The organism is Methylocystis sp. Se48, from assembly GCF_056269425.1.
The window spans coordinates 2,402,381-2,414,915 of the sequence record NZ_CM149850.1; the positions used below are offsets into that span (position 1 = coordinate 2,402,381).

Annotated in this window: 9 protein-coding genes and 1 tRNA gene; 5 read left to right on the top strand and 5 right to left on the bottom strand. The window is 64.0% G+C overall.

The features are described from left to right. Nucleotides 1–15: 15 nt before the first annotated feature. The gene (locus ACV959_RS11855; protein ID WP_475736797.1) at nt 16–1,212 is read left to right on the top strand and encodes an HlyD family secretion protein; all 1,197 of its coding nucleotides are present in this window, start codon (nt 16–18) and stop codon (nt 1,210–1,212) included. Between the two features lie 110 nt (nt 1,213–1,322). Here the strand turns inward: ACV959_RS11855 and ACV959_RS11860 are convergent, their stop codons facing one another. The 4 genes from ACV959_RS11860 to ACV959_RS11875 form a co-directional block, all read right to left on the bottom strand. Continuing rightward, nucleotides 1,323–3,332 (bottom strand): acetyl-CoA carboxylase biotin carboxylase subunit, encoded by a 2,010-nt coding sequence (locus tag ACV959_RS11860; protein WP_475736798.1) that lies wholly within the window; start codon nt 3,330–3,332, stop codon nt 1,323–1,325. Between the two features lie 87 nt (nt 3,333–3,419). After that, complete coding sequence (locus tag ACV959_RS11865; protein ID WP_475736799.1) at nt 3,420–4,055, bottom strand: ATP-dependent Clp protease proteolytic subunit; 636 nt, start codon at nt 4,053–4,055, stop codon at nt 3,420–3,422. 144 nt (nt 4,056–4,199) lie between these two features. Then, entirely contained in the window at nt 4,200–5,549 is a 1,350-nt protein-coding gene (gene tig, locus ACV959_RS11870; RefSeq protein WP_475736800.1) for a trigger factor, read from the bottom strand. Between the two features lie 81 nt (nt 5,550–5,630). Then, a tRNA-Leu gene (locus tag ACV959_RS11875) sits at nt 5,631–5,715 on the bottom strand. 219 nt (nt 5,716–5,934) lie between these two features. Here ACV959_RS11875 and ACV959_RS11880 point away from each other — a divergent pair. The 3 genes from ACV959_RS11880 to ACV959_RS11890 all read left to right on the top strand — a co-directional run bounded on the left by ACV959_RS11880 (nt 5,935) and on the right by ACV959_RS11890 (nt 10,828). Further along, nucleotides 5,935–7,278, top strand: a complete 1,344-nt coding sequence (locus tag ACV959_RS11880) for a multicopper oxidase family protein (RefSeq protein ID WP_475736801.1) — start codon at nt 5,935–5,937, stop codon at nt 7,276–7,278. A gap of 299 nt (nt 7,279–7,577) precedes the next feature. Further along, a complete protein-coding gene (locus ACV959_RS11885) occupies nt 7,578–8,507 on the top strand; it encodes a crotonase/enoyl-CoA hydratase family protein (protein ID WP_475736802.1) in 930 nt (309 codons plus the stop codon). Nucleotides 8,508–8,536: 29 nt separating this feature from the next. Continuing rightward, complete coding sequence (locus ACV959_RS11890; protein ID WP_475736803.1) at nt 8,537–10,828, top strand: putative bifunctional diguanylate cyclase/phosphodiesterase; 2,292 nt, start codon at nt 8,537–8,539, stop codon at nt 10,826–10,828. Nucleotides 10,829–10,843: 15 nt separating this feature from the next. Here ACV959_RS11890 and ACV959_RS11895 read toward each other — a convergent pair whose 3' ends face one another. Then, nucleotides 10,844–11,536 carry a Clp protease/crotonase-like domain-containing protein gene (locus tag ACV959_RS11895; protein ID WP_475736804.1) on the bottom strand — a complete coding sequence of 231 codons (693 nt, stop codon included), beginning with the start codon at nt 11,534–11,536 and terminating at the stop codon, nt 10,844–10,846. A 419-nt stretch (nt 11,537–11,955) separates the two neighbouring features. On the opposite strand from ACV959_RS11895, the gene ACV959_RS11900 reads away from it, so the two are divergent. Continuing rightward, a complete protein-coding gene (locus ACV959_RS11900) occupies nt 11,956–12,531 on the top strand; it encodes a hypothetical protein (RefSeq protein WP_475736805.1) in 576 nt (191 codons plus the stop codon). Nucleotides 12,532–12,535 lie beyond the last annotated feature (4 nt).

Below are 12,535 nucleotides of genomic sequence, written 5' to 3' on the forward strand. Positions count from 1 at the left end.
CCAACCGAGTCCGCGATGCTCTCACGAAAAAGCATTCGAGCTAGACGCACCTTCCTGCTCCGAGTCGTTCTCTTTGGCGTCGGCATCGGCGTGTTGGCGGCGCTGTTCCGCTGGCTCACCTACGACCGTGACTGGGTGACCACGGATAACGCCTTCGTCACCGGCAACATCATTCCCGTGCAGTCTGACGCCACGGGCGTCGTCGCGCAGGTGCTCGCCGAAGAAACCCAGATGGTGAACAAGGGCGATGTGCTCATCCGCCTCGACGCGCAGCGCGCCCGCGCCGCTCTCGGCGTGGCGGAGGCGGAACTCGGACGCGCGGTGCGCGCTGTCGGCGCGCTTTTCGCCAACCGCCGGCAGGTCTGCCAAAAAGTCACCTCGCGCACGGCGACTCGCGACCGGACGCGGCACGATCTCGCTCGCTACCGCCAGGCGGCGCCGAGCGGCGCAGCGTCGCGTCAGCTGCTTCAAAACACCGAGGACACACTGAACGCGCAGGAGGCAGACTTGCGCGAAGCAAAAGCCGAATTTCAGGCGATCGAGGCGCGCGTCGGCGGCGTGTCGCGGACCAACCATCCGGACATAGAGGTGGCGCGCGCCCGTTTCAATGACGCCTACGTCGAATATCTGCGCCAGAATATTCGCGCGCCGGCGACGGGATATGTCGCGAAGCGCCGCGTGCAGGTCGGCCAGCGCGTCCGGCCCGGCGACCAGATCATGAATATTGTGCCGCTCGACCACCTCTGGGTCGAGGCGAACATGTGGGAAAACCGCATGGACCAGATTCGTCCGGGCCAGCCGGCGATCATCAGGGTCGATCTCTACGGATCCAAAATCACCTTTCACGGCACGGTCGAGGGCCTGGTCCCGGGCTCCGGCAGCGTCTTCGCAACCCTGCCGCCGGACAACGCCACCGGCAACTTCATTCGTATCGTTCAGCGCGTGCCGGTACGTATCGCCATCGACACGGATGAGCTGAAGAAGACGCCGCTGCGCCCCGGCCTCTCGACCATCACTTCGATTAATGTCAGTGCGCCCGAGACCAAGCCGATGAACGACTCGATCGTAAAAACCTCCTCGAACGAATATGCGACCGAGGTCTTCGACAAGGATCTCGCGGAAGCGAAGGCGCGCGCCGACCAGATCGTGAAGGCGAATATCGTCGACGAACCGGATGGCGCCGAAGGCGCCTGCGCGGCGGCGATGCAATAGCCCGTTGTCCAGCGGCCGGCGTCCTGCAAGGCGGCGGGTGTCACTCTAGGAGGAAGACATAAAAAACGCGGCTTCGAAAAGCCGCGTTTTTTTCATCGATCAGGCGCGCCTCAAGCGAATTCCATGATGACCGCGTCGACCGCCAGACTGTCGCCCGGCTTCGCGACGATTTTCTTGATGGTCACGTCGCGTTCGGCGCGCAGCACATTCTCCATCTTCATCGCTTCCACCATGCACAGCGGCTCGCCCGACTTCACCTCCTGACCCTCCCTGACGTCGACGGTCTTCACGAGACCAGGCATCGGGCAGAGGAGATATTTGGAGGCGCCGGCGTCCTTCTTCTTCGGCATGAAGGCGACAAGTTCGGCCTCGCGCTGCGTATAGACGCGCGCCTGCACGCACACGCCCTGATGAGCGAGCTCGTAGCCGTTGAGAATCGCACGAACCTGCACATAGACGGCGCGGCCGTCCACGTCGCCCTTGAACACCGGCTGGCCCGGACGCCAGTGCGAGGAAACGCGATGGGCGCGCTTGTCGCCCTCTGCGAAGCGCACGACCAGCGCCTCGCCCTGCTCCTCGATCGCGACGTCGTAGCGCGTTTCTCCCAGCATGCAGACGCGGTCGCGTGCGAATTCGACCGGGCGGCCGTTGGAGAGCTGTCCGCTGATTTGGCGTTTGCGAGCGTTGCCGATGTGATCCATCAGCGTCGCGACGGCGGCGAGCGTCAGGGCGAGATCGCCCTTGGGCTCCGGCGCAACAAAGCCTTCAGGAAACTCCTCGGCGATGAAGCCGGTGGAGAGCTTGCCTGAACGCCAGCGCTCCATCTGCATCAGCGTCGACAGGAAGGGAATGTTGTGGCGGATGCCGTCGATGACGAAGCGGTCGAGCGCGTCGGCCTGCGCCTGAATGGCGCGCAGACGATCCGGCGCATGGGTGACCAGCTTGGCGATCATCGGATCATAGTGAATCGAAATCTCGCGGCCTTCGGCGACGCCCGTGTCGTTACGCACGGTGACGCCGTTTTCCTTTTTCTCCTCCGGCGGCCGATAGCGGACGAGACGGCCGATCGAGGGCAGGAAGTTGCGGGTCGGGTCTTCGGCGTAAATGCGGCTCTCGACCGCCCAGCCGTTGATCTTGACCTGTTCCTGCACGAGTTGCAGCGGCTCGCCGGCGGCGACGCGGATCATCTGCTCGACGAGGTCGATGCCTGTGATGAGCTCCGTGACCGGATGCTCCACCTGCAGGCGCGTGTTCATCTCGAGGAAGTAGAAGCTCTTGTCCTGGCCCGCGACGAACTCCACCGTGCCGGCCGAGTCGTAATTCACGGCCTTGGCGAGGGCGACGGCCTGCGCGCCCATCTCGGCGCGGGTCGCTTCGTCGAGCAGCGGCGACGGCGCTTCCTCGATCACCTTCTGGTTACGGCGCTGAATCGAACATTCGCGTTCGTTGAGGTGAATGACGTTGCCGTGCTTGTCGCCGAGCACCTGAATTTCGATATGGCGCGGGTTCTGGATGAATTTCTCGACGAAGACGCGATCGTCGCCGAAGGACGACGCGGCCTCGGACTTCGCGCGAGTGAACCCTTCGATGACTTCGGCGTCGTTGAAGGCGATGCGCATGCCCTTGCCGCCGCCGCCGGCGGAGGCCTTCAGCATCACCGGATAGCCGATGTCCTTGGCGATCTTCACCGCCTCTTCGGGCGATTCGATCACGCCGAGATATCCCGGCACGACGCTCACCTTGGCGGCGGAGGCGAATTTCTTCGACTCGATCTTGTCGCCCATCGCCTCGATGGCGCGCGGGTTCGGCCCGATGAAAACGATATTGTTTTCCTTGAGCGCATTCGCGAAGGCGGCGCGCTCCGAGAGAAAACCGTAGCCCGGGTGCACGGCCTCGGCGCCCGTCTGCTTACAGGCGGCGATGATCTTGTCGATGAGCAGGTAGGACTGCGCCGCGGGCGGCGGGCCGAGATGGATGGCCTCGTCGGCCATTTCGACATGGAGCGCGTCGGCGTCGGCGTCCGAATAGACGGCGACCGTGGCGATCCCCATCTTCTTCGCCGTCTTGATGATACGGCAGGCGATTTCGCCACGGTTGGCGATCAAAATCTTGCGAAACATGCGAGCCCCGATTGCCCTTGCTTCCCCGGACGGCGCGACGGTTCTTCTGGCGAGAGCGCTGCCGGCGCCGGCTCCCTCTGAATTCTGTCAGTTCTTGGTTTCCGTCTCGTCCTCGGCGCGCTTCTCCTGCACGCTGTCGACGATGCCGAACGCCTTGGCCTCCTCGGCCGACATGAAGTGATCGCGGTCGAGCGTGCGCTCGACCGTGTCGTAATCCTTGCCGGTGTGGCGAACGTAAATGTCGTTCAGCCGCTTCTTGATCCGCAGGATGTCCTCGGCGTGACGCTGAATGTCCGACGCCTGGCCCTGGAAGCCGCCAGAAGGCTGATGCAGCATGACGCGGGCGTTGGGCAGGGCGAAGCGCAGGCCGGCCTCGCCGGCGCAAAGCAGAAGCGACCCCATCGACGCCGCCTGGCCGACGCAGAGCGTCGAGACCTTGGGCTTGATGAACTGCATCGTATCGTAGATCGCGAGTCCCGACGTCACCACGCCGCCCGGCGAGTTGATGTAGAGTGAGATCTCCTTCTTCGGATTTTCCGATTCAAGGAACAGAAGCTGCGCGATGATCACAGAGGCCATGTGATCTTCCACGGGCCCGGTCAGGAAGATGATTCGTTCGCGGAGCAGGCGTGAATAGATGTCGAACCCACGCTCGCCGCGCGCGGTGTTCTCGATCACCTGCGGAATGAGATACTGGTTGTAGACCTCGATCGGATCACGCATCGCATCGCCTTCCTGAACTAGAGCGCCCACCGTGGGGAAGGCGCTCCAAGGCCGTCTCGCATGGCCTTGCCAGCGGAGGCCGCCCTCCGCCGGAGAAATCGTCGTTCCGTCATATGCCGGCGCGCGCCGGGACGCAAACGAAGCTTACGCTTCGTCTTCCTCCTTGAAGAGTTCCTCGCGCGTCACGGTCTTGTCGGTGATCTTGATCAGCTTCGAGATGTGATCGACGACGCGCTCTTCATAGATCGGGGCGCGCAGCTGAGCGAGCGCCTGCTCGTTGTTGCGGTAGAAATCCCAGACCTGCTTCTCCCGACCCGGGAACATGCGGGCGCGCTCGACGAGCGCTTCGGTCAGATCCTTGTCCTCGACCTTCACGCCCGCGCCCTGGCCGATTTCCGCCAGAACAAGGCCAAGTCGCACGCGGCGCTCGGCGATCTTGCGGAACTCCGCCTTCGTCTCGTCCTCGGTCTTGCCCTCCTCCGCGAGCGGCTCGCCCGTGCGGCGGCTCTCGGTCTCGTGCTGACCCCAGATGTTGTTGAATTCCTGCTCAACGAGCGTCTCGGGCAGTTCGAAGGAATAGCGGCTGTCGAGCGCGTCGAGCAGCGCGCGCTTCAGCTTGTCGCGAGAGGCCTTGTGGAAGTCCGCCTCGAGATTGCCCTTTACCGCGTTCCTCATCGCCTCGAAATTCTCGAAGCCGTATTTCGTGGCGAGCTCCTCGCCGATTTCGAGGGGCTTCGGCGCGGCGACGGCCTTCACCGTCACGTCGAACTCGACGTCCTTGCCGGCGAGGTGCTTGGCCGAATAATCCTCGGGGAACTTGACCTTGACAAGGCGCTGGTCGCCGGCTGCGGCGCCTTCGAGCTGCTCCTCGAAGCCGGGAATGAACATGCCGGAGCCGAGCACCAGATCGATGTCGCCGCCTGTGCCGCCCTCGAAGGGAACGCCCTCGAGCTTGCCGGTGAAGTCGAGCGTGACCTTGTCGCCCTTCTCCGCCTTCGCGCCCTCGTCGCGCGGCTCGAATTCTTGAACGCGATCAGCGAGCGACTTCAGCGCCTTCTCGATGTCGTCCTCGCTCACCTCGGCGACCGGGCGATCGATCGCGATGTCGTCGAAGGAGCCGATCTCGAATTTCGGCAACGTCTCGAAGGTCACGACGAAGGAGAAGTCGCCCTCCGCCGCGAGCGCGCGCTCGACCTCTTCCTGCCCGCCGGGGAAGTCGAGTTTCGGTTCGACGGCGATTCGCAGTTGGTGATCCTCGACGATCTTGCGGTTCGCCTCGTTGACGGCCTCCTGCAGGACGTCGCTCATGATGCTCTTGCCATAGACCTTCTTGAGATGGCCGATCGGCGCCTTGCCGGGGCGGAAGCCCTTGATCTGCGCCTTGGCCTGCACCTCGGCGAGCTGCGCCCCGAGCTTGGCGGCAAGGTCGGCCGCCGGCAGCACGACCTTGAATTCCTGCTTCAAACCCTGCGAGGAGGTTTGCGTCACTTGCATGTCGATCGCCTTCTATAACTTCGTCGCCGCCGGCGCGCGCACGGGCGGTTCATCCGATAATTTCCGCGAAACTGCGGCATCTGGTGCGGGCGGAGGGAGTCGAACCCCCACGACTTTCGTCACCGGAACCTAAATCCGGCGCGTCTACCAGTTCCGCCACGCCCGCGAGAGCGGCCCCTTCTGGACCCGCCGCGAAACCTAAAACCCGCTGGCGCGGGCGACGCTCTATAGCATGGCCCGCGAGGGATGCTCGAAAAAAATACGCGCAGCCGGCGGCCGACGTTTCAGCGACGATCCCGCCTGCCGAGCTCTTCGGCGGTTGCCGGCGGACCCTCTCGGCGCCATAGGGGATTCCCGCCGCTCCGCCGCAACAGGACGAACGCCCATGCTCCTCTCTTCTCGCCGCGATTTCCTCGCCGGCGTCGCCGCGAGCCTCGTCTCGCTGCCGGCGCGCGGCGCCGCGCCCGCGGGCTCGAAAATCATCGAGGCTCGGCCCGGCAAGGCGAAGATCGGCAATGCGGAAACGGATATTCTCGGCTTCGACGGGACGACTCCCGGGCCGGTTCTGCGTTACAGGCAGGGTCAGGATTTGGACGTCCGGCTGGTCAACAGGCTGGACCTTCCCGCCACGATCCATTGGCATGGCCTGCGCGGGGAGAATGCGATGGAGGGCGTCGCGCCGCTGACGCAGGCGGCGGTCGCGCCGGGCGGAAGCTTCGACTACCGGCGCAGGCTGCCGGATCCGGGGCTCTTCTGCTACCGCCCGAGCGTTTACGGAAAGACGCCGGAGCTCATGGGGCGCGGCCTAAAGGGGCTCCTTCTCGTCGACGAGCCCGACCCCCTGCCCGCCGACCACGATCTGCTGCTCGTTCTCGACGACTGGCGCCTCGACGACCAGGGCCGGCCCGAAGGCGGGTTCGACGGCGCTGCCGAGGCGCGCGGCCAAGGGCGGGTCGGCTCCCTTCTCGCCGTCAACGGCAAGGCGGCGCCGGCCACGCAGGAGTTTCCCGCCAACGCCCGCGTCAGACTCCGCCTCGCCAATCTCGCCAATGCGCGGATCATGATCCTGTCCTTCGACGGCGTGCAGCCTTTCGTCGTCGCAATCGACAGCCAGCCCTGCGAGGCCTTCGAACCGGTGCGGCGGAGCATTCCCGTCGCGCCGGGCGCGCGCTTCGAACTGATCTTCGACATGCCGGCGACCGAAGGCGCGAAGGCGCGGGTGATCCTGCGCGGACCAAACGGCGGCGGCAGCGACCTGTTCGTCGCGACTGCGAAAGGCGCCAGGGCGGAAAAGCGCGGGCTGATTTATTCGCTTCCGCAGAACCCGGCGCTGCCCCCGGAAATCAAACTCGCCAACGCCCGGAAGGTCGATCTCGTCATCGAACCGGCTCCGGCCGGCGCGGAACCCGCCTGGATGATCAACGGCGCCCCCGGCAAGGGTTACGAAGGCCCGCCACTTCTCCGCGTGAGCCGAGGCGCGGCCGTTACGCTCGGCTATGTCAACAAATCGCAAGTTGCGCTGGCGATGCACGTCCACGGACACGCGATGCGCCTGCTCCACGATCTCGACGACGGCTGGGAGCCCTATTGGCGCAACGCCGTGATCGTGCCGGCGGGCAAGACCAAGCATGTCGCCTTCGTTGCTGAAAACTCGGGTAAATGGGCCATCCACGACGACATTCTGGAACATGAAGCCGGCGGTCTCGCGACCTGGATGCAAGTAGACTGACGCTCCCGCCACAATCGACTGAATTCAAAGGGGTTAGACATCTGTTTGAAACAACTTGGAGATTTTTCCTTTTTTTTCAGATTTACAGCGGATACTCGGCATTGAGTTAATATCTCAATCAGAGGTTGCAAAGCTGCCGGGAGCCGGCGGCGTGCAACAGAGTTCGCTCTCACGGATGGCTAGATGCGTTCAGCCTTTTCGAGCCGCTGCCGCCCCCCGACGCGAGCCGCAGCCGGCCTTTCGGCCGCGACGGGGGCGAATCGCCGTCGCCGACCTCGCCTCGCGAAGGGACATCCGCGATGACGCAAATCGTCTTTCACGGCCCCAAGAACCCCGACGAGTTTCCCAACTGGCGATTCCAGACGCTGGACATCGACTATCAGGCGGAGACCCGGTCGATCTGGATGACTTACCGCGCCGACGCGCCGCAGTGCTACACGCTCGAGATGCTCGTGGAGCTCCTCCAGCTTCGCGACTCGCTGCGCGCCCTCTACGCGTCCGGAGCGACTGCGCGTTATCCGTTCCGCTACCTCGTCATGGCGGCGAACAGGCCCGGCGTTTTCTCGCTCGGCGGCGATCTCGAGACATTCGCCGGCGCGATCCGGCGGCAGGATTTGTCGACCCTGCTGACCTACGCGCACGCCTGCGTCGATCTGGTCTACAGCTATTCGCAAAGTCTCGACCTTCCGATCGTGACGTTGTGCGCGGCTCACGGGCAATGCCTGGGCGGCGCTCTGGAAGCCGCGCTCGCCTTCGATTTCATCATCGCGGAAGAGGACGCTGTCTTCGGCCTTCCGGAGGTGGCCTTCAACACTTTCCCCGGCATGGGCGCGGTGACGATGCTGACGCGCCGCGTCGGCCCCGCCCTGACCCAGCAGATCGTGATGGGCGGCCGGACCTATACCGGCCGCGAAATGTTCGAACTCGAAGTCGTCGACTCGTTGGCGCCGTCCGGTTCGGCGCGCGCCGCGGCGGTGGAATGGATGCGGGAAGACGGCGACAAGCGCTGGCGGCGGCGCCGGGCCATCGCGGAAGCGCGCCGGCGCAGCCATCCGATCACCCATGACGAACTCATCCGAATCACCGAGCTCTGGGCGGAATGCTCCGCCCGGATCGAGGAAAGGGATTTGCGGCATATGGAGCGGCTGGTGCGCGCGCAGCGCCGCCTCGCCGCGGCGTCTCAAAAGCTGGCGGCGGCGAAGCCTGCTCTTGAATCCAGTTCTTCCTGACGGGCAGCAGGGGAAGCGAGCGAAACCGAATGAGACCCGCGACGAATCTCAAAGCGTCCACCGAAGCGGAAATTTACGCCGACCTCGTCGAGACGCTTTTCGACACGACTCATACGCTCGTCACCGGCATTCTCGCGGGCCTCCTCGCGCCCTTCGTGGCCTGGCTCTCGACGGGCGAGGTCACCTATCTCGCGCTCGTCACGCTGATGGCGGGCATCGGCGCCTATCGCATCGAAATATTGCTGGCCCACCGGCGCGCGCCGATCGCGGAACGCCGGCGCGACGCCGCCAAGTGGGAGCATCGCTACGCCGTCGGAGCGATTTCCTTCATGGCCGCTCTTGGTTTCAGCGCCGCCATCCTGTTCAGCCAGCACCACAATGAGATGATCGGCTACTATGGCGTGATCATCATGACGGGCGTCACCGGCAATCTCGCCAGCCGCAACGCGGCGCGCCCCAACATCGTGTTCTGGCAGGTGATGGGCACCTGCATGCCGCTGGCGATCACGGTGCTGTTCCAGTTTTCCGTCTGGTACTGGGGGCTCTCGGCCTTTCTGATCTTCGGCGCCGTCTCCGTCTTCAAGACGACGAAATTTCTCCACGGCCATCTCGAGTCGGCCCTGCGCAACGGCATCGACGCCATGCGGCAACGGCAGAAATTCAGCATCGCGCTCAACTCCATGACCCACGGGCTGTGTATGGGCGACTCGAGCCTCACGATTACGGTGATGAACCGGAGAATCGTGGAGTTTTTCGGCATCGTCGCGGCGGCGACGCCGATCCGCCTCGAGGCGCTGGCGCAGGCGATCGGCCGCAGCGAGGACATGTCCGCCAGCGAAATCGCCATGTTCGCGGAAAGATGGATGCGCCACGCCGCCATGCCGCACGCCAATGTGTTCATGCACCGGATCGGCGACCGCTATTTCGACTTCCATTGCGAGCGCGCGGACGGCGGCACCTTCATCACGGTCATCGAGGACGTGACCGCTAAGCAGCGCGCGCTGCGGGAAATCGAGCGCATCGCCCATTACGACGAACTGACCGGCCTGCCCAACCGCTATCAATTCCAGGACACGCTTGGCGAAGATCTCGCCCGGCTGCAGCAGGAAGACATGACGGCGGCGTTGCTCAACATCGACCTCGACCGCTTCAAGGAAGTCAACGACACGCTCGGCCATGTCATCGGCGACCAGCTTCTGGCCCATGTCGGCGCGCGGCTGAGCGCCTGCGCGCCGACGCCGGATCTCGTCGCGCGCCTGGGCGGCGACGAGTTCTGCGTCCTCATCCGCGCGTCCCGGGACGCGCCGCAGATCGAGGCGATGACCAGCCGAATTCTCGCCGAAATGAGCCGGCCCTTCCTCATCGAAGGCCATCGGATCACCATCGGCGCCAGCATCGGCGTCGCCGTCGCGCCCGGCGATGCGCAGAGTCCGATCGGGCTGCTCAAATGCAGCGATCTCGCCCTCTATGAAGCCAAGGCCGGGGCGCGCGGCACGGCGGTCTGGTACACGCCGAAGATGCAGGAAGCTCTCTTCAAGAAGCGTCAGATCGAGGACGAGTTGCGGGAGGCGCTGGCCAAGGATCAACTCGTCGTCTTCTACCAGCCGATCGTCGATTCGCGGCGCGGCGTCGTCGTCGCGATGGAGGCGCTCGTGCGCTGGCGCCATCCCGAACGCGGCATGATTTCGCCCGGGGAATTCATTCCGGTCGCGGAGGAAACCGGCCTGATCCTCGACATTGGCGGATGGGTGCTGCGTCGGGCCTGTCAGGACGCCGTAGCCTGGCCTTCGCACGTGCGGGTAGCCGTCAATCTGGCGCCGCTCCAGTTCGGGCAGCCGGATTTGATCGACACCGTCGCCGAGGCGTTGCGCATCACCGGCCTCCCCTCAGAGCGGCTCGAACTCGAAATCACCGAAACCGCGCTGATTTCCAACAACGACGACGTAGCGTCCAAGATGAACGGAATCGCCGCGCTCGGCGTGCGTCTTTCTCTGGACGATTTCGGCACAGGATACAGCAGCCTCGGCTATCTCAACCGGTTCCCGGTGAAGAAGGTCAAGATCGACCAGGCCTTCGCGCGCCAGGCGATCGACTCTCCGAAGACGCAGGCGATCATCGGAGCCATTTCGGTGCTCGCGCGCGACCTGGACCTCGACCTCGTCGCCGAAGGCGTGGAGACGCACGCCCAGCTCGCTTTCATGGCGAGCAAGGGCATCTTCCTGATCCAGGGCTATCTTTACAGCAAGCCGCGGCCGGTCGAGGAACTCGCGCCGCTGCTGGAAAGCTGGGCGGATGCGCCGCGCCTCGAAAGCGCGGCGTAAGTCGCCGCCGGCGGCTCAGGCGCCGAAAACGATGGGACGACGGTCGATCGGCGGCTCCGCGATTCGTTGCGCCCGGAAAATCGCATGCGACGAATTGTAGCGGCGTCCGAACTGCGTCAGAAAGGCCGATACCCCTTGTAGTTCGGGCTGTGGCTCGACGACCTCCTTGACGATCAGCAGGTCTCGCGCCTCCTCCGCGGTGAGCGTCGCGTCGCTCTCGATGAGCCGTTCCGCCCTGCCGAATCCGATACGCCGGCCGATGGCGGCGTAAAGGCCGAAAAGATCGTCCGGATCGCCCGCGAAGGAGAAGCGCGCGTCTTTCTCAGCGACGATCGCGGAGCAGTTCATCGCGAAATCGAAATCCAGCCCGTTGATCAGCGAGCGCGCCCAAGCGAAAGTGATGACGGGCGTATCGACAATCAGATCGGCGTTGGCGGCGATCATCTTGTCGTAACCCTCCGCAGGGCGGGTCGAGTCCGCACCGCCGTGTGCGAAGTCGAACACCAGATACTTCAGATCGGGAAACCGTCCGGCCTCAATGGCGCCGAGCAGGGCGGAAATCTTCTCGACGCTGGCGCGATCGAAGCCCGGCGTCGTTTTGCGCAGCACCAGCGCGTCGAGCGTTTCGAGCCAGAACTCGCGCGGGCCCTCGTGCGGCAGGACCAGTTCCGTAAGCTCCTTCAATTCCTTGGCGGAAAGATAACCCATGGTGGCCTCTGGGGATGGGACTTGGCTGACGCCATTGGTTAAAAAAACCTTAATCCAAAGCCGTCAGAAACGCTAAAATAATTGCGCATCGGTCCCGGCAAAGGGGAAATTTGGTTAATTTTGAAAACCCCGGGCGAGACATCTTCTCCGCCAGGCGCCCGCGCATCCCGAAAGCCGCCGCGTGTGGCCTAAGGTCGCGGGACAGCCGCTCTTGAATTGATATATGCTAATTACAAGCTGTTATTTGCGCTTCCGTCTCCTTGCAGGACGGGAGCGACGCCAAGGTTCCGGAGAGATTTCCCTGGAATCCCGGCGGGGCGCGCATTCATGGCGGAGGGTGCGGCCTTGGCGGCGCGCCGACAAAACGGGGCAACCGCTCGGCAAAGAAGCGGCAAGGCACTGACAAAGGGAGAAACAGGATGATGAAGCGCTTTCTCGTCGCCGTGAGTATGGCGACGATGGGTTTGGTGGCGCAGGCGCACGCGCACGGCGACGTCGGCTCCAATCAGGGTCAGTGCTTGATGAAAATCGGGCCGGACACGATGAGCTTCACGGGCTATCAGCCGCTGAAGTCGCGCGAGCAGTTCTGCGACGACATTCCGGATGCCGGGCCAACGATCATCACCCTCGACGCCCAGCAGGACGAGCTGCGCGACATGAACCTCGAGATGCGCGTGCTGCGCGACGTCGGCCAGAAGGACGACAACGAGAATCTCGAAGCCAATACGGAATATTATTCGCCGCCGAAGAAGTACAAGACCGGCACTCTGACCTTCGACCACAATTTCGTGAACGAGGGCAAATACATCGGCATCGTGAAAGCGCGCAGCGACGACGGCAGCAAGGAATATATCGCCCGCTTCCCCTTCTCCGTCGGTCTGACCGCGAGCAAGGAAATCACCACCTTCTTGGTGCTGGGCCTTGCTGGCGCGGTGGCTTTCGGCTTGTGGTACAAGCACTTCATCATCGACAAGCAGAAGAAGACGTCGGCCTGACCGG

Coding starts and splice junctions, on each gene's coding strand:
- ACV959_RS11895 (WP_475736804.1), bottom strand. CDS start 11,536: ATGGGTTATCTTTCCGCCAAGGAATTGAAGGAGCTTACGGAACTGGTC.
- ACV959_RS11900 (WP_475736805.1), top strand. CDS start 11,956: ATGATGAAGCGCTTTCTCGTCGCCGTGAGTATGGCGACGATGGGTTTG.
- ACV959_RS11880 (WP_475736801.1), top strand. CDS start 5,935: ATGCTCCTCTCTTCTCGCCGCGATTTCCTCGCCGGCGTCGCCGCGAGC.
- ACV959_RS11855 (WP_475736797.1), top strand. CDS start 16: ATGCTCTCACGAAAAAGCATTCGAGCTAGACGCACCTTCCTGCTCCGA.
- ACV959_RS11865 (WP_475736799.1), bottom strand. CDS start 4,055: ATGCGTGATCCGATCGAGGTCTACAACCAGTATCTCATTCCGCAGGTG.
- tig (WP_475736800.1), bottom strand. CDS start 5,549: ATGCAAGTGACGCAAACCTCCTCGCAGGGTTTGAAGCAGGAATTCAAG.
- ACV959_RS11860 (WP_475736798.1), bottom strand. CDS start 3,332: ATGTTTCGCAAGATTTTGATCGCCAACCGTGGCGAAATCGCCTGCCGT.
- ACV959_RS11885 (WP_475736802.1), top strand. CDS start 7,578: ATGACGCAAATCGTCTTTCACGGCCCCAAGAACCCCGACGAGTTTCCC.
- ACV959_RS11890 (WP_475736803.1), top strand. CDS start 8,537: ATGAGACCCGCGACGAATCTCAAAGCGTCCACCGAAGCGGAAATTTAC.